The following is a 20,171-nucleotide window of genomic DNA, read 5'->3' on the forward strand; positions in this document are numbered from 1 at the left end:
CTCGTGGTTCAGAGCAATCCATTGCTGGAAGGAGTCGTACTATGCCACACGATCTGACTGTAGCCGTTGTCGGTGCCACCGGTGCCGTGGGCCGGGAAATGTTGAAGATCCTTGAAGAGCGAGAGTTTCCGGCTACCAAGGTCAGGGCTTTGGCGTCGAGCCGATCGGCCGGCTCGAGCTTGCCGTTTCAAAACGGGGAGTTGATTGTCGAAGAGTTGACCGAAGCGAGTTTTGCGGACATCGATCTGGCCCTGTTTTCCGCCGGAGGCGAGACCTCGAAGAAATTCGCCCCCATCGCGGCCAAAGCCGGGTGTACGGTAGTCGATAATTCCAGCGCCTGGCGCATGGATCCGGAGATTCCCCTGGTGGTCCCGGAGGTCAATCCGGAGGCGCTCAAGACCCATAAAGGGATCATCGCCAACCCGAACTGTTCGACCATCCAGATGGTGGTGGCCTTGAAGCCGCTCCATGACGCGGCGCGGATAAAACGGGTAGTCGTCTCCACCTACCAGGCCGTGTCCGGTTCGGGAAACAAGGCCATCGAGGAATTGCGCAAGCAGGTCACGCAATTGTTCAACATGCAGGAGCCCGAAGCCAAGGTCTACCCGCATCGAATCGCCTTTAATTGTCTGCCCCATCTCGACGCCTTCCTGGACAACGAATACACCAAGGAAGAGATGAAGATGGTCGACGAGACCAAGAAAATCATGGGCGACGATTCCATTCGGGTTACGGCAACCACGGTCCGGGTTCCGGTTTTTTATGGACACAGCGAGTCGATCAACATCGAAACCGATCTCAAGCTGACCTCGCGCGAGGCGCGTGCGTTGCTCAGCCAGGCTCCAGGTGTCAAAGTTCTCGATAATCCGGCGGAGAATATCTATCCCATGCCCATTAATGCGGCTGGTGAGGATGAAACCTTCGTTGGCCGGATCCGGGAAGACGAGTCCATCGACAACGGGCTGAACGTGTGGGTCGTGGCTGACAATATCCGCAAGGGCGCGGCACTGAATACGGTCCAGATTGCCGAGGTTCTGATCCGCGAGAACCTGCTGTTGTCCTAGCAGGCCGTTGACTCTCTCCCAATGGCAGACAGTTGCAATGCGTTCAAACGTGTCTGTACGACTCAGTACGCTACGACCTTGAACTTTGTCGCCGTCCCTTGGGTTTTTTAAAACGACCTGCAGTATAAGGAATTTTCAACAGTCAGCTAGCGTGTTGGAAACATCCAGTCGCCTCTGGCCCTGGCCTGAGGCGGTCGTCGGTTCTCAGTTCGGCTCGGCTGGCTTTCCTCTCGTCTTCAACCTGTGTTGTCCTGGAGAAAAATACTGTGCCCCGCACCATCTCAGACCAGAGCTATCTTGAGGCCCTTTTGGCAGCCCCCCGGCCGGGAATCGATCAGGTACGGGCTTTCTATGACCACCGCGTCGGTGTGATCGGGAAGGATCCCCGGTATCTGCTTATTCCCATGGATGACCACTTGGTCCATCGGGGCGACGGGGTCTTCGAAACCCTGAAATTTACTGCGAAGCGGTTGTACCAACTTGATGCCCATGTCGAGCGCCTCTTCCATTCCGCTAAGACCATCGCCATCCATCCTCCGTGTTCGCGAGAGGACGTTCGGGAGTTGATCATAGACCTTGCCGCGGCTTCAGAACTCGAAAACGGTATCGTGGCTGTGTACGTGGGGCGCGGCCCCGGCGGGTTTTCCGCAGATTTCCGGGAATGCCCCCAGCCCAGCCTGTACGGCGTGGCCCGGATCATGCCAGAGCGCCCGGAAGAGCTTTGGGAAAAGGGAGTGACCGCGTACACGACCAGTTTCCCGGCCAAACAATGCTATCTGTCGCGGATCAAGACCGTTGATTATCTCCCCAATGTGCTCATGAAGCGTGAGGCCGTGCTCAAGGGATACGATTACCCCCTGTGTTTCGACGAACAAGGGTTTTTGGCCGAAGGAGCCACGGAAAATGTCTGCCTGGTCAATGCCTCGGGCGAATTGATCGTCCCGGAATTGCGCAATGCTTTACCTGGTACGACTCTATTGCGCGGCCTGGATCTCATCCGACCGGAACTGCCGGTTGAACACCGTTTAGTGAAAGAGGATGAACTCTATCAGGCCAAGGAACTCATTTTGCTGGGCACCTCGTTGGATGCCATCAGTGTGGTCCGTTTTAACGGCCGGCCGATCCACGATGTCCGGCCCGGACCGGTCAGCCGCCGTTTGCGGCAGTTGTTGCGGGAAGACCAAGAGCGCAACGGGACACCGATTCATTGATGCATATCTTGCTTCTCGATCTCGGAAGTGAGTGGCGCGGGGGACAGCGGCAGGTTCTGTTTCTGGCCCAGGCGCTCATGCAAGCTGAGGCAGCCCAGGTTACTTTGGCCTCTCCCCGGCACAGCCCGCTTTTGGCCCGAGGCCACTCGGCAGGCATATCCACACTGACCTTGCCGGGCACACGGGAATGGCATCCTGGCAATTGGCTCTGCCTGCGGCGCCAGCTTCGGAAGAAGGTGGATATCGTCCACACCAACGACGCCCGTAGTGCCGCACTTGGGGCGATGCTGCGGCGATGTGTACCGGGAAACTGGCGACTGGTGCACACCCGGCGAGTCTCGTATCCGGTCCGGCGAGGTCTGCTCGGCGGCAAATACCATTGCGGCGATCATGTAGTGGCTGTCAGCGGGGAGATCAAAACGGTCCTGACGCAGAGCAGGGTGCCGCGAGAACGGATCAGCGTCATTCACAGCGCTGTGAATCCTGAGGGCTACCGCCGGCGCGATCCGGCCTTGCCGTGGCCGCAATCACCGATGCGGTTGGGCTGCATTGGTTCTTTGACGCCGCAGAAAGGACATTCGGTGCTTCTGGACGCTCTGGCACTGGCCCGGCAGGAAAACCGTTTGCCTCCCTGGCGGCTGGAGGTAATCGGCAGCGGACCGTTGGCGGATACGCTGCAGCACCAGGCGCATGATTTGAGTCTGGACGGGCAGGTGGATTTTGTGGGCTATCGGGAATCCACGGAGGTCTTGCCGGAGCTTGATGTGCTCATTGTGCCTTCAGTGGACGGCGAGGGCAGTAGCGGGGTGGTCAAGGAAGGATGGATCAGCGGAGTACCGGTGGTCGCTTCAGATCTGCCGGGCACGCGCGAATTGGTGGCTGATGGCCACAATGGGGTGCTTTTTACCGCCGGGAGTGCTGATCAGCTGGCCTCTGTGCTGGCGACGCTGGCCACTGACACTGAGCGTGCCAACCGATGTGTGGCTGGGGGATTGACGAGCAGCACGCATTATACACCACAGGTTATGGCGACGCAGTACCATTCTGTTTACGAGCGCCTCCTGGAGAGGTGACTTTGGGAGTTTCCGGGAGCCGGATCCAGGACTCGCCTCCAGTTCAAATATATACAGGCCCCCTGTGCGGAAAAATTTGCACAGGGGGCCTGTGTTTTTGCAGACACGGTCTTTTGCCTGCTGAGAGTGCGTTTCGCTGTGAAAGTGTCCCCGGTATCTGGAATGTTGCTCCCGGCCTGGAAAAAGAGCGTGGGCCCAGTCCTGGAGAAGTCGCAGGAGAGACTCAGGCGAAGCGGGTGCATACGGCTCCGGCTCCTCAGGCGCTCAAGGCAGCTTCCAGGCCGCGCTCAACATCCCAGAACCGGGGTCGGGGGCAGATTCACAAGGAGTTGTCTGCCCGGTTCTGGAATGTTGCTCCCGGCCTGGAAAAAAAGCGTAGGCCCAGTCCTGGGGTGTTGAGCCGTCAGGAGGAGGGTGGGAGCTGTTCCAGGCCCTCAAGCAGCCAATGGCTATCGGAGCGGGATTCGTCGCGCTGGAAATGCCAGAGTTCACGAACCTGTCTGGTCTCAGAATCCTGAGGAGACTCGCGGAGCAGGGCTTCAAAAGCCACACTGACGTGGGTCACGGCTCCGTCGCGGCGGACATTGCGAACCTCGGCCTGCAAAAGCACGATTTCAGTCTGGCTGGTATTCGGGTCTTCCTTGGCCTGCCGCCGGATTTCCCGAAAGACCTCAGGGGTAGTAAAGCCGCGGATGTCTTCAAGGTCCCGGTCGTCCCAGGCCTCTTGCAAACGCTGGTAGACGATCTTGGCCCCTTTGAGAAATTCCTGGGTGTCAAAATCCTGAGGAATCGATTCTTCTTCATCGGTAGGCTCAGGAGGTGGTGGGCCACCGGCCGGTTTGGAACGCAGGTGTTCCCAGCCTGCGGCAGCGGTGTCGAAGCGGTCCGGTGCGGAACGCTGATCCTGTCGTGGCGGGGACTTTGATGAAGGTCCCCTGGTTCCGCGCCCTTTGAACAATCGGACCACGAAAAAGACCAGCAGGCCGATCAAGACCAGATCAAGAAGCGAGGGCCCCATGAACGGTCCGCCCATAAAGAGGGATCCGATGAGCGTACCCGCCACCAGGGAGCCGAAAAGACCACCAGGGCGGCGCACGGAGCGGCGCGTTGAGGAAACCGCATGGCGCTGCTTGGCAGTGGAGGTCTTGGTCGAATAGTTTCGGCTCGGAGCGGGACTGCTCCCAATCGAGCGCCGGCTCCCGAATCGCTTGGCCTCAGCCGGGGTGGCGGCCGTCAGAACCAGGCCCATCCCGAAAACAAGGATCACTGCAAGACACAGGCTTTGTCGCATTGAAGGCATAGGTATCTCCCAAAAAAATAAGGGCGTAGGGATTGAACCCCACGCCCTTATAAGGGAAACCGGGCACCCAGAAACAACAGCGTACCGCTGCTCCTTCTCAGGCCTGACGGGGTTGGCTGCGTTCCTGCCGCCCGGCTCCCCTGTATCATCATCAATAGAAAATGGCGGAGAGGGAGGGATTCGAACCCTCGGTACCCGGTTAAGGGTACACGCGATTTCCAATCGCGCACCTTCGGCCAACTCGGTCACCTCTCCGCTCAAGAAACGACGTTTTTATACGAACCTGGTTCGCTTGGCAAGGGGTAATAGGTCAGTTTTTATTCTTTTTTTTGTCGTCTTTGGGGCGCCAACTGCACCCCTCGCTGGAGGGGCCTCACCCCTTGATGCCGAGTCGCGGAAAAACGACCCGGACGACAAAGATCCAGCCCACGGCAATGAGCAGGAGAATCAGCCAATCACTCATACGCTGTGTGTCCTTTCCCCGCCTGGGGTTGGCCCGGAAATCCTCCGGGCAGAGGGCGGGGCGTTGTGGAGTTGCTGACCGCTCTACCGCTACAGCGGCGGTGTTTATAGAGCCGCGGCGGGGCGGTCAATGGAAAATGCGGAGGCTCTGCCCAGCCGGCCGGTGCTGGCTCAAGACGAAAGATCGGGCAGTGCCAGGGTCTCACCGGTCAATAAGGTATAGGCCTGGTGGTATTTGTCCCGGGTTTGGGCAATCACATCGGGTGGAAGTGCCGGGCCCGGGGCCTGTTTATTCCAGCCGGAGCCTGTCAGCCAGTCCCGGAGGTATTGTTTGTCGAAACTCGGTTGCCCCTGACCAAGAGTGTACTGCTCTTCAGGCCAGAAACGTGAAGAGTCGGGAGTCAGGACCTCATCGATCAAAACAAGTTCGTCATCAATAAGGCCGAATTCAAATTTTGTGTCGGCGATGATAATGCCGCATTGACGGGCGTAGTCTCGGGCTCGGCTGTACATCTGCAGACTCAGGGATTGGACCTGGGCCATACGGTCAGCGCCGACGAGGTCACTGGCCTGGGACAGGGTGATGTTCTCATCGTGATCGCCGATTTCGGCTTTGGTCGACGGGGTGAACAACGGCTCGGGCAGTTGTTGGGATTCCCGCAGGCCTTCAGGGAGCGAGTGGCCGCAGACGGTCCCGGTCCGTTGGTAATCTTTCCAGCCCGATCCGGAAAGGTAGCCACGGACGATACATTCGATCGGGAGTGGCTGAGCCCGGCGGGCAAGGACCGAACGGCCCCGGAGTTGCTCGGCGTGCGGAGCGAGGAACGCCGGGTAGGAGGAGGCGTCGGCATTCAAGGTGTGGTTGGAGACCAGGTCAGCAAAACGGTCCATCCAAAACAGCGTCAATTGGTTCAAGACAATACCCTTGCCTGGAATCGGGTCAGGCAGGATGACATCAAAGGCGGACATGCGGTCTGTGGTCACGATGAGCAGTTTGTCCTCGTCAACGGCATACATGTCACGGACTTTGCCCCGTGAAACGAGTTCGATTCCAGAGAGTTCAGTTTGTTGGACAGTTTGCATGGAATCCATCCTTATGCGTGGCCAGGCCGTGAAACGGCTCAGCGTTGCCGATTCGGCCCCTGCCGCGTCATGGAACGCCGGCAAGGGGAAGTCTTGGGGCCAGGTTGCAAGGTTGCCCGGAGTCCTACCAGTCGGCCAAGGCTTCGAAAACTTCGAGCGACGGCAACGAAGAGATCATTTCCGGGATTTTGAGTTCAAAGCGCGCCCCCGTGTCCTCATTGGGGAAAAGGGTTGTTTCCCAGCCGGCAATCCGGCCCAGAGCTTGGACCAATGGCAGCCCCAGGCCTCGTCGTCCGGGCGAAGATGTGGTCCCCTCCGCCCAGATATCCAGGGTGTCAGGAAGCGGTTCCCGGGAATCGAGAGTCACTGCGGCGCCTGAGTTCCAGGGAGTGATCTGGACACGAATCGTATGTTCGCCTTCCAGGTTGGCGGCCCGACAGGCCCGGACCGCATTTTTCAAGGGCTCTTCCAGGCAGAGCGTCAGGAAAAAGGGCCGGAGTTCCAGATTGGGAACCTCTTCGGCGACTTGCCACGTCATCGAGATGTTGTGCTTATAGAAAAGGTTGTTGTTCCAGAAGGCGTCCAGCCATTCCATATACTGGCCAAGATCGATCTGTGTCGATTCCACCTGAGTGTAGAAAAAGCGGTGCCGCAAATGCTGCAACTGCTCACCCATGGACTTGGAGGCCTGGCCCATGCGTTCCAGACGGGATTCAATCTGCCCGCGGTCCAGAGCTCCGGCTAGCTTGCGTTGCAAGAGCTCCAATTGCAAGTCGACAATGTGCACTGCGTTGTTCAGATTGTGGGTCACTCCGGAAAGGAAGCTTCCGGCTGTCGCCTGGAGATACTGTTGTCCGAGTATAACCCATTGGTCGTCTGGTCTGCTCATGGTTGTGTCCTTTCGTGAATGGTCCAGGGGGCTCCTGCGCAGCGCTCAGCGTAGGCTCCACCAAGCACGCTGCGATTTACCAGAGAGTATCGTCGACATCCACGCGCATGGCGTGAACGGGACAAACACGGGTACAGGCCCCGCAGGCCGTGCATTTTTCCACGTCGAACAGGACATGGCGGGTTTCATGGTCCAGGCTCAGGGCCTGGGTGGGACACAAAGCGGTGCACAAACCACAATGGACACAAGAATCTTCGTCGCGTGAGATCTGCTGGGATACCTTGGCGATGGAGATCCCGTGTTCCTTGAGGTAGCTCAGCCCTTTCTGGAATTCTTCTTCACTGCCGGAAAGCTCGAGGACGAGCTTGCCTTCGCGGCGCGGCGATATACTGGCCTTGAGGATGTTGAAGTCAAGTTCATAGTGTTTGGCCAGATTGCACATGATCGGCCGCCCCGAGAACAAGGGCGGAAAGGTCAAGGCCAGGATGGAACGGCGGACATTGTTTTGGGTCTCGGTCATAAACAAACTCGTATCGCTGCGTTGGCAGTCTGGTGCCTCTCTCAAGGGCGGCCCGGGGCCAGCAGAACCAGGCGGGGCTGGATACAAAACAGCGCTGGGGCCGTGCCGGGAGAAGGCTTTCACTGCAATGTTGAAACAGACAAACTCAGGACGTTTCCATGAATCAATTCGAGCGCTGCTCCAGAAACGCCTCGGCTCGTCCGGCCTCGGGTGAATCCGGTGCAGAGTCGATCACTCGCTGCAAGAGCAATCGTCCGGGCTTGGTCTTGCCGAGTTTATAAAACGACAATCCCTGTTTGAGCAGGGCCGGACGGTATTTGGAACTTTCCTGGAAGCGTTCGATCACTTCCTGGTAGGCCAAAACGGCGCGGGCGTAGTTCTGGCTCTGGTAATAACTCTCGCCCTGCCAGAAATAGGCGTTGGGGACGAGGTCGCTCTTGGGATTTTCATCAATAAAGCGGGCCCATAAGGCCTGGGCATTCTGGTAATTGCGTTTCCGGAACTGGGCCAGGGCTTCGTCGTACATGGCCTGAGGCGAGTCGAATGTCTGCGGCGCCTCGGCCTCAGCCGGTGTGCCGTTGGTGGCATTGGATGGCCCCGCCTGGAGTTGGCTCGGCTGCGTGGCGTTTTCCGGCAGCGCAACATCGGTGTTGTTGGAGGTCAGGTCAGTCAGTTGGGCCGTGGCATTGGCCTGCGTGCGAGCCAGGGAGTCGACCCGGCGCTCCAGCGCGTCGACGCGGCCCCGAACCTCGGCCACCGCCACCTGCAAAGAGCGCATATCAGCGGTGAGATTGGCCTGGGTCGAACGGACCGGGGAACTTGTGGCCTCGATCTTTTGCTGTAACTGGGATTGTGTTTGCTGCAAACTGCTGCGCAGGGATTTTACATCCTGACGCATCTGCCGCTGCATTCGTCCTTGCTGGGCCACCTGCTGTTGCAAACGGCTGAAATCCTGCTGACTGATGACGCACCCGGACAGGACCAGGCCGGTGGCAGCGATGCAGGTCCCTTTGATAACCATTGACAGGAATCGTCTGGCCATAGTCTTTCAGTTTCTCCTTGGGTCAGATGACCCGTTTGGCCCGTCTGCGGCCAATGCACACATAGGCGAGGCCGCCAAGAAACGGGATAAAAACAGCGGCCCCCAGCCAGGCCATCTTTTCCTGGGCCGTAGCGAAGTCGCTGCGGAAGATATGCCAGATGGACCATAAATTGGGTAAAATGGGTACTATCAAGGCAACGGCGAACAGGGCAAGGGTCTCAGGGGGGAGTCCGGCCATCAGCTGTTTCTCCTTTGCCTATAAAGCCAGATTCCGAGGATCACAAGCGCGGCGGCAATCCATTGGGTGGTGCTCAAAGGACCCAAATGGCCGCGGAAATCCCCGCGAAAGAGTTCAATGACAAACCGCAGTACGGCGTAGCCCATAATATAGATAGCAAAACGCATCCCGGGTTTGGGCTGCCACCGTTTAGTGCCCAGCAACAGGAAATAGACCGCGACGCCGGCCAGGACGTGGTAGATCTGGGTCGGATGCAGTGCCTGGTGCAACGGGGCCAGGGATTTGGGATCGGTGAAGGTGATGGCCCAGGGCAGGGTACATTCTTTCCCGAAACAACACCCGGCCGCAAGGCAGCCAAGCCGCCCCACAGCCTGTCCTAGCGTAAGTCCAGGAGCGATGGCGTCAGCCCAGGACCAGATTGGCTGTTCGCGACGGCGCAGAAACCAGATCGTGGTCCCGGCAGCGGCCAGGGCGCCGCCGAGGAAGACCAGTCCTCCCTTCCAGAACTGCACAATTTCCAGCGGGTGGGCCAGAAAGTATTTGGGCGCCAAAAGGACGTAAAGCAGTCGGGCGCCGACTACAGCACTGAGGATGAGATAAAAGCCGAGATCAGGGACGATTTTGTGTGGCAACCCCAGGCGCTTGGCTTCACGCATGGACACGGCCATCCCAACCAGGAAGGCAGCGGCGACGAAAAAACCGTATGTGTAGACCGTGAACGGTCCGATATCAACGAGTATGGGATGCATGGCGTTTCTTGCGACGATAAAAGGAAACCAGAATGCAGATACCGCCGATACTGATTCCAATATCAGCGATATTGAAGGCTGGCCAATGCGCGGAGCCAATATAGATATCCAGGAAATCGATGACGTGTCCGACCCGGATGCGGTCCACCAGATTGCCGAGGGCCCCGCCCAGAATGCAGCCCAGACCTGTGAAAAGGACCATATCCCGACGGTCCACCGTGCGCAGGAGCTGGAAAATAAGCACCACAGCCAGAGCAGATACCGCGATGAAAAAATAGGTCTGCCACTCGATATCGGCCCGGTTCAAGAAACCGAAAGCGGCCCCGCGGTTGTGGATGTGGACGAGATCGAAGAATCCGGGAATGACGGTCCGGCTCTCGTACAGTGGAATGCTGCTCTGGATCAGGAGTTTGGTGAGCTGGTCCAGAGCCAGGATGGCAGCGCCCAATCCTCCGGTCAGGGCATAACGAGTGCGCATGTGGTCTCCTCAAGGCTACATGGCTGTAAAGGGCGAAATCCTACAATTGCTGCAATACCGCGCTGCACCGCGGGCAGACATCCGGGTGCGCGGCGTCGGATCCGATTTCCGGACTGAACACCCAGCAGCGAGGGCATTTGTCTCCCTGCGCCGCGTTGACCGCAATGCTCAGGCCCGGAAAGACATCGCTTGCAAAGCCGGCATCCTCTGGGGCGGAGTCCGCCTGCTCCAAGGAGGCTTGGGAAACGATACAGATTTCCCGCAGCTGACCGGCCACGCTGGAGAGTTCACTGTGCAGCGGTTCAGGGGCATAGATAGTGACTGCCGCGCTCAAGGGGTGCCCGATGTCCCCGGATTTGCGCCAGGGTTCGATGGCCTTGGTGATTTCTTCGCGCAGGGAGCAGACATGGTCCCACAGGGCGCGTTCGTCTTCGCGCAGCAGATCCTGAACCGGTTCCACCGGAGAAAGCGTGAAGACCGAAGGAACGTCAGGGCGCATACATTCGGGCAGATGCTGAAAGAGTTCTTCGGCGGTGAAGCTGAGAAATGGCGCCATATCGCGCAAGAGCATCTGCAGGATACGGTGGAGGACGGTCTGGGCTGAGCGCCGCTCGATGCTCCCGGGGGCCGAGACGTAGAGCCGGTCCTTGAGGATGTCCAGATAAAAAGCGCTCAAGTCAGTCACGCACATGTGATGCAGGGTGTGAAAGACCTTGTGGAATTCGTAACGGCTGTAGGCCTCTTGCATCCGCTGGTGTCTGGTCTGGATCAGATCCAGGGCATAACGATCGAAGGAGAGGACCTCGTCCAGAGGCAGACCATTTTGGCTGGGATCGAAATCGGCGAGATTGCCCAGGATAAACCTGCAGGTGTTGCGGATGCGGCGGTAGGCGTCCACCAATTGCTTGAGGATATTTTCCGAGATGCGCAGATCTTCCTGGTAGTTCTCCGAGGCGACCCACATGCGCAGGATTTCGGCGCCGTATTTGTCCATGATCTCCTGGGGCGCGACCACGTTGCCGATGGATTTGGACATTTTCCGGCCCTGGCCATCGACCACGAAGCCGTGGGTCAGCACGGTTTTGTACGGGGCCTGATCCCGGGTGCCGACCGAGGCCAGCAGAGAACTGTGGAACCATCCCCGGTGCTGGTCGGTGCCTTCGAGGTACAGATCGGCCGGATACCGGCATTCGTCGCGTTGTTCAACCACGGCGGCGAAGCTCGTGCCGGAATCGAACCAGACATCAAGGATGTCGTCCTCTTTGGCCCAATGCGTGCCCCCGCACGAGGGGCAGGTCAGTCCCTCGGGGACGATGTCTTCCAAAGACGCCTCGAACCAGTAGTCGGCGCCGCGTTCATGTTCGGCAAAGCGGTCGACGATGGCATGCACCCAGTCGGCCTCGTAATACGCTTCGCCGCATCCCTCGCACAGGAGAGCAATAATCGGCACGCCCCACATGCGCTGGCGCGAGATGCACCAATCCGGACGATTGGCGATCATGCTGTGGATCCGTTCCCGGCCCCAGGAGGGGATCCATTGGACTTCGGAGTCAATGGCCTTGAGGGCCTTGTCCCGCAATCCGTTGGCCTCCATAGAGATAAACCACTGCGTCGTGGCCCGGAAGATGACTGGCTTTTTGCACCGCCAGCAATGGGGGTAGGAGTGGCTGATCTCCTCCTGGGCCAGCAGCATGCCGAATTCCTGGAGCTTGGCGATGACCTCGGGATTGGCCTCGAATACGGTCAACCCGGCGAAAAAGGGGACACTGGACAGAAAGCGGCCCTGGTCATCCAGAGGGGAATAGACCTCCAGGCCGTAGCGTTGTCCGGTTTCAAAGTCTTCCTGACCGTGGCCCGGGGCGGTGTGGACGCATCCTGTGCCGGCGTCGGTGCTGACGTAGTCGGCCAGAACAATCGGTGAGTGACGGTTATACAGCGGATGGCGGGCGTTGAGCCCCTCGAGGGCGGCCCCAGAGACCCGGCCAAGAATTTCAGTCGTTTCCCAGCCGAAGCCTTCGGCACGTTCCTGCCACAATTCTTCCGCGAGCAGATAATCATTCCCGTGGGCGCGAACCAGGACATACTCCAGATCGGGATGCACGGCCACGGCCATATTATCGGGGATCGTCCACGGCGTGGTGGTCCAGATGACCAGTGAGGTCCGGTCCGGGTCGGCCTGGGGGATGGATTCGCGCAAGCGATCGTCAGGGAGCGGAAAGCGGACATAGATCGACGGGGAGGTGTGTTCGCCGTATTCGACTTCGGCTTCGGCCAAAGCGGTCTCGCAGGAACAACACCAGTAGATCGGCTTTTTGTTCCGCACCACGCTGCCGCGCTCCATGAACCGGGCCAGTTCCCGGGCCGTCGCCGCTTCGTAGCTCGGGTTCATGGTCAGGTACGGGGCGTCCCAGGTGCCTAAGACACCGAGTTTCTTAAATTCTTCTCGCTGGATGTCGAGATATTTCAGGGCGTATTCCCGGCATTGTTTGCGGATGTCCAAAATGGACATCGATTTTTTGTCCGAGCCAAGTTCCCGCTCGACCTTGAGTTCAATCGGGAGCCCGTGACAGTCCCAACCCGGTACGTATTCAGCGTTATGCCCCTGCATGTTCTTGTACTTGACGATCATGTCCTTGAGGACCTTGTTCATGGCCGTGCCCAAATGGATATTGCCGTTGGCATACGGAGGGCCGTCATGCAGGACAAAAGGGGGACGATCACCGTCTTTGCGGGCCATGGCGGAGTAAATATTGTTGGCGTCCCAAAAATTGAGCATCTTGGGTTCATTTTTGGCCAGATTGGCCCGCATGGGAAAAGAAGTTTTCGGCAAATTGAGGGTCGCTTTGTAATCAGCCATGGTCTTCCTCAAGGTCGGGTTGGGTTGGTAACAGGAATCTGTTCTGCAAATCCGGGGTGCAGACGGACACTAGGTTCGGGAGAAACGAATCAGGAAGTGTGTGTCAACCCCCAGCGGAAGTCAAGAGGTGCTGCACGGACAAGGCGTTGGCTGTGGTGGTTTATTGGTGAGTTGCCAGGGCTCCACAGACAGCCTCGAGCAGGAGGGTCAATTGACGGCTGCTCGCTTCGGCCTGGGCGATGATCTCCTCAAGAGAGGTGGGGGCCTGGCAATCGGGCAGATTCTGGTTGGTCAGACAGGAGACCCCTAATTGACGCATGGACATGTGGGCAGCGGCAATGGTCTCCATGACTGTGGACATGCCGATGGCATCGCCGCCCAGGCACCGGTACATGCGTGTTTCCGCAGGCGTTTCCAGGCTCGGACCCTGGATGCCGACGTAAACGCCGCGCTCCAGGCGCAGTCCCTGCTCAAGGGCAACGGTATCGGCCAATCGTCCGAGTTCGGGGTCAAAGACCTCGGACATGTCCGGAAAGCGCGGTCCGAAGGTTTCGAGATTGGGACCGGTCAGGGGATTGCTCCCGGTCATATTGATCTGATCGGTCAGACGCATCAACTGTCCGGCGGGAAAGAGGGGATTCAAGGAGCCGGCGGCGTTGGTGGTCACCAATGTCCTCACGCCAAGGGCGCCCAGCAGGCGGACTAGGCGGCAGACCTCCTGGGGGGTGTATCCTTCATAGAGGTGACACCGTCCCTGGAGAACAAGAACGGGCAGGCCGTTGCACCGGCCGTGCCACAAGGCGCCCTGGTGGCTGCTGACCGTGGCCTGTGGCAGGTGCGGGATCTCGGCATACGGCACGGATTGCGCTTCGGTGAGTTGGGAGGCCCAACCGCCCAGACCGGTGCCCAGAATGATCCCCACCTTGGCCGGATGGTCCAGGCCCAGGGTGTTTCTGACGTGTGCGGCGGCTTCGGCAATGCGGTCCTCTTCAAGCACGGCGGTCCTCCTTCGGTATCGGGCGAAAACGGCTGTCGGAAAATTCGGAAGCGCTGGGGACAAAGCGGCCCCCAGAGCGACTGAAACTGGTCTTCAGTCTCAGCTGGGAGGCTGTAGGCTGGGTAATTGGTTTGCGTAAAAGATGTCAAGAATTTCCCCTTGGATCTGAGACCCGGTTCTGGGGCGGCGCTTGGAGCTTGAACAAAGCGTGTGAACTTCAATTTGCTCCCCAACAGCCTGCATCGGCCAAGCGCGGGGATGAGGCGATGCAGTAAGGCCCGCCGCTGCTGGGTTCGGCGCAGTGGGCGGCTCGGGGGCTGGCTTACGGGTAGTTGTTTATGCAAGCGAAACGAGAGTTGAATTCCTGGCATCTTTTTGCCATAAGAAGCACCATCCAGGCGACTGCCCAGAAACAGAGCTAAAGAAACATTGACAGTCCCGGAAATTGTTGCTCTACCCCTCTGGTTCTGCCGTAGGGTGGGCAAAGGCGGCGCCATGAAAACGGTCGGACCGTGTCCTTCGGCTTGCCGCCCCGGTCCGTGGGTGGCACGACGAGGGTTCCGACGCGCCCCTGTCCGACAGCCTCTGTCGGGCCCATTGCGCCAGTGCACAGGTTTGAGGTCACCTTGTCCACAACAACCAGTCAAGGAAGGACAGCGTTGGACGCTCGACATAAAGTTCTCATCGCCAATCGCGGCGAAATCGCCGTTCGCATCATCCAGGCCTGTGTCCAATTGGGTCTGGATTTCGTTTGCGTGTATACGGAACAGGACGCGGATTCGGGCCATTGCGATCTGGCCCGGCACCACGGCGGAGATGCGGCTCTGTACCGTATCAATTCCTATCTTGATCCCAATGAAATCCTGGCTGTAGCGGATGCTGCCGGTGCTACGGCGGTCCACCCCGGATACGGTTTTTTTTCCGAAGATTTCCGTTTCGCCCGGCGCGTGGTCGAGCGCAAACGCGGCCTGATTTTTATCGGCCCCTCCTGGCAGGTTATCCGTGACCTGGGCGACAAGATCAACACCAAACGGCTCGCCCGCAGTCTGGACGTGCCCACGGTTCCCGGCTCGGACCGGCCGATTTTTGACGAACTCGAGGCCGAGGAAATCGCCGAGAATCTGTTCGATTTCCAGTTGGACCAGGGAGTGGAGCGGCCGATCATTCTGGTCAAAGCCTCCGCCGGCGGAGGCGGCATGGGCATCGAGGAAGTCGATGACATGGACAAATTTCGCCAGGTCCTGCGCCGGATCCGCAACTACGCCAAGCGGCAGTTCCGTGACGAGGGCGTGCTCATCGAGCAGCGGATCTTTGATTTCAACCACCTCGAAGTCCAGGTGGTGGCTGAGCGGGGCGGGCAGAACATCGTCCATTTCGGCACCCGCAACTGCACCATCCAAAGCACCGGCCGCCAGAAACGGGTCGAGATCGCTCCCGGCTTCGCCCCCCAGGAAGTCTCCTACGCCTTCAATGCCCAGCGAGTCTTGGACAACATCACTGAATATTCCCTGCGTATGGCCAGGGAAGTCGGCTATGACAATGTCGGGACCTGGGAATGGATCGTCAGCCCCACCGGGCAACCCTTTCTCATGGAAGTCAATACCCGTATTCAGGTCGAAAACGGTGTTTCCGCCGCGATCTCGCGAATCAAGGGCGAATCCGGCGTGAATCTGCTCGCCGAGCAGATCCGGCTGGCCCTCGGCGACAACATGGGCTATACCCAAAACGACATCACCTTCGATGGCATTGGCGTGGAATACCGGATCATTGCCGAGGATCCGGACAACAAATTCGCCCCCTGGGTAGGGCGGATCGACTCCTTCCAATGGCCGGACTATCCCTGGCTGAAAATGCACACTCAGGTCCCCTTGGACCGGGCCTATGAAATCCCCACGGATTATGACCCCAACCTGGCCCTGGCCATCGTCTGGGGCGAGGATCTCGACCAGGTCAAACGCAGGGGACACAGGCTGCTCGACACTATCGACCTTCAGGGCGAAAACAAGTCCGCTGAATCCTTACGGTCCAATTTGCGGTTTCTCGCCGCCAACACCGATCACATCCTGGAATTTTAGCTCCCGAGACCAGTGGGATCGGGAGAGGATGCCTGTTCGACCAACCCTGAACGGATACTAGGATCTATGGATATCGAAAAGCGCATACAAGAACTCAGCGACCGCTTGCGCTATCTGCAGGATATATTCGGGGAGAAGGAAAACGCCAACGTCAAACTCTTGGAATCGAAGCTCAGCGATTTCAAGGCCAAGGAGCACCAGCTTGATGTCCACCAACAGGTGCGGCAGCTGACCTCCCTGGAGGACCTGTTTTCCTTTCTGGAAAAAAAGCTCGAACGTGAATTGACCCCGATGGACCGCGTGCGCATCGTCCGCCATCCCCAGCGTATCTGCCTCAAGGATATACTGGAGAACGTCTACGACAATTATACCGAGATCGGTGGCCAGGACGAATACTCCATCGACCCGAGCATGCTCATCGCCCGGGCGTATATCACCCGCCGGGTGGGCAAGAAGGTCTATCAGCAGCCGGTCATGGTCATCGGTCAGGAAAAAGGACACGGTGAAGAGTTCCGCAATGGCGGTTCCGTCAAGCCCTGGGGCAATGAGAAGGCCCTGCAGTACATGCGGGTCGCCGAAACCGAGAACATCCCCATCCATTCCTATATCTTCACCCCGGGGTCGTATCCCGTGGAAGACTACCCTGGCGCGGCCCAGCAGATCGCCAAGAATCTCTACGCCATGGCTGGTCTGCGAGTGCCGATTCTCTCCGTTATCTCCGAAGGCGGCTCGGGTGGCGCCGAGGCCATCGGACTCGCCGACCGCCGGCTCATGCTGTCCCATGGCTACTATTCGGTTATCTCTCCGGAGGGAGCGGCGGCCATTGAAGGGCGGTTGCGCCACGGACAGCGGGCCGAGCCGGAACTCATCGAGCGGTGTGCCAAACAGCTCAAAATCACCGCCTTCGATAATAAAAAAATGGGCTATATCGATGATATCATCGAAGAGCCTCCTCTGGGCGCTCGTTCGGACCATTACGATTTTTTCAAGAAGTTGCGCCAGGAGATCGTGCAGGCCACAGACGAAGTCGTTTTGCCGGCCCGCGGCATGAGTGTCTTTCGGGCCATGGCCTTGCGCCGGCGCCGCAATTCCGAGATCTATGTCCGCTGGACCCTCAACGCCAAGGGCCGCGACCGGCTGGTCTGGAAACGGTTCAAGAAATTCCGCCATCTCGCCCAGAACGCCTATACGGACAAGCGCTCGATCATCAAACGGGGCTACGATTACGTCTGGGACTGGAGTTGGGCCCTGTACGCCTTTGTCCGCTACGACGTTTTGGGCAAGCATCAGCGCCGTCTGACCCATCTCGCCGAGGATGTCGAAGCCGAAGCCCGGGTGCTGTTCGACCGTTTCGGGCACCGCTTGGTGAAATGGTACCAGCGGACCCTGGAGAAATTGCCCTGGCGTACCTCCCAGGGTGAGGCCGAGCAACAACTGACCGAACTTTCGGATTGGAAAAGCGAGCAGGAGAAGGAGTCCCCCTGGACCTATGTCAGTCCGCAGGCCCAATCAGACAAGGCCGTGAGTTGTCCACGGGAGCGCAGTCACGGCTGTCTGGACCAGTGGGCTCCGGATCTTTTCGGGGACTGGGCTGGGGTCTGCAGTTACTGCGGCTACCATTTCCCCATGGAAGACGCCTGGTATCTTTATAATGTCTTCGATCGCGGCAGCATCCATGAATTCAACCACGAAATCGAATCCATCAATCCGCTCGGTTTTCCCGGACTCGACGTCAAATTGGACAAAACCAAGGAAAAGACCGGACACAATTCCGGGTGCATGACCTTTGAGGCCCGTATTGAAGGGCTGCAAGTTGTCGTGGCCCTGCTCATGGGCCGTTTTCGTGGTGGCTCGGTGGGAGCAGCGGAAGGGGAGAAATTCATTCGCGCCGCGGAGCGGGCCCGGAAGAAACACGTGCCGTTTATCGCGTACAGTCACGGGACGGCCGGCATCCGCATCCAGGAGGGCACCAACGGGGTCATCCAGATGCCGCGCTGCACCATGGCCGTGCGCCGCTACCTGGAGGCCGGGGGGCTGTACCTGGTTCTCTACGATACCAACTCCTACGCCGGCCCCATCGCCAGTTTCCTTGGCTGCGCGCCATACCAATTCGCTATCCATTCGGCGAATATCGGGTTCGCCGGCCCCGGCGTGATCAAGGAGACCACCGGCGTGGACATTCCGTCAGATTATCACCAGGCCCATAACGCCTTGTCCCGCGGTCATATCCAGGGCATCTGGGACCGGCGCGAGACCCGGAACAATATGCACCGTGCCCTGCTGACGATGGGCGGCCGGAATTTGTATTATCGGTAGCGGTGCGCTGGCCTAGCAACCATGCCGGATTTTTGATCCGGTGTGCGTTTGAGCCCAGCCGCTATGCCATGGACGACCAGCGAGGGAGAGAAAAACGTGCTTGATGTCAAAGCGTTATTGGACGAGATGAAAGCCTCCCCGTACGAGGAAATCGCGGTCAACGCCCCGCATACCGGGGTAGTGACCTTTGCTGTTACCGAGGAAGGGCAATGGGCCGAGGGACCTGGGAAGGAGCCCGTGAGTGAACCGGGTTCGGTGGTGGCCCATCTGGAACGTGAACGGAACAATAAACCCATTTTCGCCCCCCAGCGGGGACAGATCGTACATATTGCCAACGAATTAGAAGGCCGCTTTGTTGAAGCCGGGACGCCATTATTGACCATCCGGCACTTTTTGACCAAGCAGGAAGTGCTGGATCGTATTTTGCAAAAAGCGCTTTTTTTGTTTATAGCTCCAGAACGGGCCATGTATTATTTTGTGCCCGAAGTGGACAGCAAGATTCGCACAAAGGGATCGCGTTCCGTTCGGGTCCACGACGGCGATGAGATTTTTATTCTTTCGCGGATGAAACGGGAAACCTCTCTGGCCTATTCCGGGCCGGAGGGCATCATCTACACCGTGTATTTCCAGCCGAACAAGAATGTGGACGGAGGGGAGCCATTGATCGGTGTGTGTCCGGAGGATCAGCTGGACGCCATCCAGGATGTGGTCAACCGTGTCCAGAGCGAATGGCAGGAACAGGAGTAGCGCTATGGGCAAAGTGCTCCAGATCAGAGTCAGTGCATCGACCCCGTTTCCGGAGGAAGTCCAGCGGCAGTGGCCGCGACTGAGCGCACTGGCTTGGCCCCAGGGCGAGCCGCAATCGCCCTCGGTCCCCGCTTTGGCCCGGGCCCTGTATGACCAGTACCGGTTTGGCGGGGCGGATCCGATATGGAAGACATTGGCCGATTCCCTGGCCACCATGCACCAGGCCCACCGGGAATTGGACGACGCTTTGGCCGAATGGCAGCCGCAGGAGGCCAATCAGGCCAGCGACCGGCTTGAGGATAGCCTGAACGAGATGGAACGGCTGGCCGCGGCAGCAGAATAGGATTGCCTCAACCGGCAGCGAATAGAATCAGCACATTGGTTGCACAGACAAGGAGAATATAGATGGCAGGGACACTCAACAAGGTCATCATTGTCGGACGCCTCGGACGCGATCCCGAAGTACGCTATACACAAAACGGAACGCCTGTAGGCAATCTGAACGTGGCCACCGACGAATCTTTTAACGACCAGCAAGGACAGCGCCAGGAACGCACGGAATGGCACCGGATCGTGATTTTCGGGCGTCAGGCCGAAAATTGTAAGAATTATCTGCGCAAGGGGTCCCAGGTCCTGGTCGAAGGCAGTTTACAGACTCGCAAATGGCAGGATCAGCAGGGACAGGACCGCTACAGCACGGAGATCAAGGCCCTGCGGGTCCAGTTTTTGGATTCCCGCGGCTCTCAGCAAGGTGGCGGTGGTCAGCAGCAAGACTCCTATTCCCAGGCCGGACCGCCTCAGCAGCAATCCGGTCAGGATCAGATGGGCCCGGCGTTTCCTTCCGAAGCCAGCGCCATGGACGATATTCCCTTTTAGCTTTTTTTTGCAGACTCCGGCCGATATCAGGCGCACGGAGATACCGCGATTGTGACAAACGAATGTCCGGCACACTCCCGTGCCCGGGCATTCGTTTGCCCGTTTGTGAGCAAAGTTCAAAACGTTGCCTCAGCCTGCCGCATATTCGTCGGCTTTCTGGGGCAAAACGGTGTGCCAAGGTGTGCCAACCGGCC

Annotated in this window: 18 protein-coding genes, 1 tRNA gene and 1 other RNA gene; 8 read left to right on the forward strand and 12 right to left on the reverse strand. The window is 58.6% G+C overall.

Translation table 11 applies throughout. The features are described 5' to 3' along the window. The first annotated feature begins 41 nt into the window (after positions 1–41). From DRET_RS05545 to DRET_RS05555, 3 genes are all read left to right on the forward strand, one after another. Positions 42–1,064: an aspartate-semialdehyde dehydrogenase gene (locus DRET_RS05545; protein ID WP_015751545.1), complete on the forward strand. Its 1,023-nt coding sequence runs from the start codon at positions 42–44 to the stop codon at positions 1,062–1,064. Positions 1,065–1,330: 266 nt separating this feature from the next. Continuing rightward, a complete protein-coding gene (locus DRET_RS05550) occupies positions 1,331–2,275 on the forward strand; it encodes an aminotransferase class IV (RefSeq protein WP_015751546.1) in 945 nt (314 codons plus the stop codon). Further along, complete coding sequence (locus DRET_RS05555) at positions 2,275–3,348, forward strand: glycosyltransferase family 4 protein (protein ID WP_015751547.1); 1,074 nt, start codon at positions 2,275–2,277, stop codon at positions 3,346–3,348. The genes DRET_RS05550 and DRET_RS05555 overlap by 1 nt, the downstream gene beginning before the upstream one ends. 403 nt (positions 3,349–3,751) lie before the next feature. Here the strand turns inward: DRET_RS05555 and DRET_RS05560 are convergent, their stop codons facing one another. The 12 genes from DRET_RS05560 to DRET_RS05610 all read right to left on the reverse strand — a co-directional run bounded on the left by DRET_RS05560 (position 3,752) and on the right by DRET_RS05610 (position 13,963). Continuing rightward, positions 3,752–4,648 (reverse strand): Tim44 domain-containing protein, encoded by an 897-nt coding sequence (locus tag DRET_RS05560; protein WP_015751549.1) that lies wholly within the window; start codon positions 4,646–4,648, stop codon positions 3,752–3,754. A 45-nt stretch (positions 4,649–4,693) separates the two neighbouring features. Beyond that, an RNA gene (gene ffs, locus DRET_RS13340) (signal recognition particle sRNA small type) lies at positions 4,694–4,793 on the reverse strand. 17 nt (positions 4,794–4,810) lie between these two features. Beyond that, a tRNA-Ser gene (locus DRET_RS05565) sits at positions 4,811–4,903 on the reverse strand. Positions 4,904–5,281: 378 nt separating this feature from the next. Beyond that, positions 5,282–6,193 (reverse strand): phosphoribosylaminoimidazolesuccinocarboxamide synthase, encoded by a 912-nt coding sequence (locus DRET_RS05570; RefSeq protein ID WP_015751550.1) that lies wholly within the window; start codon positions 6,191–6,193, stop codon positions 5,282–5,284. Between the two features lie 124 nt (positions 6,194–6,317). Next, positions 6,318–7,082 carry a sensor histidine kinase gene (locus tag DRET_RS05575; protein ID WP_015751551.1) on the reverse strand — a complete coding sequence of 255 codons (765 nt, stop codon included), beginning with the start codon at positions 7,080–7,082 and terminating at the stop codon, positions 6,318–6,320. Between the two features lie 76 nt (positions 7,083–7,158). Beyond that, entirely contained in the window at positions 7,159–7,602 is a 444-nt protein-coding gene (locus DRET_RS05580) for an NIL domain-containing protein (protein WP_015751552.1), read from the reverse strand. A gap of 163 nt (positions 7,603–7,765) precedes the next feature. After that, a complete protein-coding gene (gene ybgF, locus DRET_RS05585) occupies positions 7,766–8,644 on the reverse strand; it encodes a tol-pal system protein YbgF (RefSeq protein ID WP_015751553.1) in 879 nt (292 codons plus the stop codon). Between the two features lie 22 nt (positions 8,645–8,666). Continuing rightward, positions 8,667–8,882 carry a PLDc N-terminal domain-containing protein gene (locus DRET_RS05590; protein ID WP_015751554.1) on the reverse strand — a complete coding sequence of 72 codons (216 nt, stop codon included), beginning with the start codon at positions 8,880–8,882 and terminating at the stop codon, positions 8,667–8,669. Continuing rightward, positions 8,882–9,631 (reverse strand): prolipoprotein diacylglyceryl transferase, encoded by a 750-nt coding sequence (lgt, locus tag DRET_RS05595; RefSeq protein WP_015751555.1) that lies wholly within the window; start codon positions 9,629–9,631, stop codon positions 8,882–8,884. The genes DRET_RS05590 and lgt overlap by 1 nt, the downstream gene beginning before the upstream one ends. Beyond that, entirely contained in the window at positions 9,612–10,109 is a 498-nt protein-coding gene (gene lspA / locus DRET_RS05600; protein ID WP_015751556.1) for a signal peptidase II, read from the reverse strand. Before lspA ends, lgt begins: the two co-directional genes overlap by 20 nt. A gap of 40 nt (positions 10,110–10,149) precedes the next feature. Then, positions 10,150–12,966, reverse strand: coding sequence for an isoleucine--tRNA ligase (gene ileS / locus DRET_RS05605; RefSeq protein WP_015751557.1), 2,817 nt, complete (start codon positions 12,964–12,966; stop codon positions 10,150–10,152). 160 nt (positions 12,967–13,126) lie between these two features. Then, positions 13,127–13,963: a purine-nucleoside phosphorylase gene (locus DRET_RS05610; RefSeq protein WP_015751558.1), complete on the reverse strand. Its 837-nt coding sequence runs from the start codon at positions 13,961–13,963 to the stop codon at positions 13,127–13,129. A gap of 659 nt (positions 13,964–14,622) precedes the next feature. On the opposite strand from DRET_RS05610, the gene DRET_RS05615 reads away from it, so the two are divergent. The 5 genes from DRET_RS05615 (at position 14,623) to DRET_RS05635 (ending at position 19,977) form a co-directional block, all read left to right on the forward strand. Beyond that, a complete protein-coding gene (locus tag DRET_RS05615) occupies positions 14,623–16,038 on the forward strand; it encodes a biotin carboxylase N-terminal domain-containing protein (RefSeq protein WP_015751559.1) in 1,416 nt (471 codons plus the stop codon). A gap of 66 nt (positions 16,039–16,104) precedes the next feature. Further along, positions 16,105–18,354, forward strand: coding sequence for a carboxyl transferase domain-containing protein (locus tag DRET_RS05620; protein WP_015751560.1), 2,250 nt, complete (start codon positions 16,105–16,107; stop codon positions 18,352–18,354). Positions 18,355–18,450: 96 nt separating this feature from the next. Further along, positions 18,451–19,101 (forward strand): hypothetical protein, encoded by a 651-nt coding sequence (locus tag DRET_RS05625; protein ID WP_041281919.1) that lies wholly within the window; start codon positions 18,451–18,453, stop codon positions 19,099–19,101. 4 nt (positions 19,102–19,105) lie between these two features. Next, a complete protein-coding gene (locus DRET_RS05630) occupies positions 19,106–19,444 on the forward strand; it encodes a hypothetical protein (RefSeq protein ID WP_015751562.1) in 339 nt (112 codons plus the stop codon). Positions 19,445–19,506: 62 nt separating this feature from the next. Then, positions 19,507–19,977, forward strand: a complete 471-nt coding sequence (locus DRET_RS05635; RefSeq protein WP_015751563.1) for a single-stranded DNA-binding protein — start codon at positions 19,507–19,509, stop codon at positions 19,975–19,977. Positions 19,978–20,171: the final 194 nt, after the last annotated feature.

Origin of the sequence: Desulfohalobium retbaense DSM 5692 (assembly GCF_000024325.1) — a bacterium.
In the GTDB taxonomy this organism is placed as follows: domain Bacteria; phylum Desulfobacterota; class Desulfovibrionia; order Desulfovibrionales; family Desulfohalobiaceae; genus Desulfohalobium; species Desulfohalobium retbaense.

Excerpts from the sequence above, each read along its gene's own strand:
- DRET_RS05545 (WP_015751545.1), top strand. The coding sequence starts at position 42 with ATGCCACACGATCTGACTGTAGCCGTTGTCGGTGCCACCGGTGCCGTG.
- DRET_RS05555 (WP_015751547.1), top strand. The coding sequence starts at position 2,275 with ATGCATATCTTGCTTCTCGATCTCGGAAGTGAGTGGCGCGGGGGACAG.
- DRET_RS05560 (WP_015751549.1), bottom strand. The coding sequence starts at position 4,648 with ATGCCTTCAATGCGACAAAGCCTGTGTCTTGCAGTGATCCTTGTTTTC.
- DRET_RS05570 (WP_015751550.1), bottom strand. The coding sequence starts at position 6,193 with ATGCAAACTGTCCAACAAACTGAACTCTCTGGAATCGAACTCGTTTCA.
- DRET_RS05575 (WP_015751551.1), bottom strand. The coding sequence starts at position 7,082 with ATGAGCAGACCAGACGACCAATGGGTTATACTCGGACAACAGTATCTC.
- DRET_RS05580 (WP_015751552.1), bottom strand. The coding sequence starts at position 7,602 with ATGACCGAGACCCAAAACAATGTCCGCCGTTCCATCCTGGCCTTGACC.
- ybgF (WP_015751553.1), bottom strand. The coding sequence starts at position 8,644 with ATGGCCAGACGATTCCTGTCAATGGTTATCAAAGGGACCTGCATCGCT.
- DRET_RS05590 (WP_015751554.1), bottom strand. The coding sequence starts at position 8,882 with ATGGCCGGACTCCCCCCTGAGACCCTTGCCCTGTTCGCCGTTGCCTTG.
- lgt (WP_015751555.1), bottom strand. The coding sequence starts at position 9,631 with ATGCATCCCATACTCGTTGATATCGGACCGTTCACGGTCTACACATAC.
- lspA (WP_015751556.1), bottom strand. The coding sequence starts at position 10,109 with ATGCGCACTCGTTATGCCCTGACCGGAGGATTGGGCGCTGCCATCCTG.
- ileS (WP_015751557.1), bottom strand. The coding sequence starts at position 12,966 with ATGGCTGATTACAAAGCGACCCTCAATTTGCCGAAAACTTCTTTTCCC.
- DRET_RS05620 (WP_015751560.1), top strand. The coding sequence starts at position 16,105 with ATGGATATCGAAAAGCGCATACAAGAACTCAGCGACCGCTTGCGCTAT.
- DRET_RS05630 (WP_015751562.1), top strand. The coding sequence starts at position 19,106 with ATGGGCAAAGTGCTCCAGATCAGAGTCAGTGCATCGACCCCGTTTCCG.
- DRET_RS05635 (WP_015751563.1), top strand. The coding sequence starts at position 19,507 with ATGGCAGGGACACTCAACAAGGTCATCATTGTCGGACGCCTCGGACGC.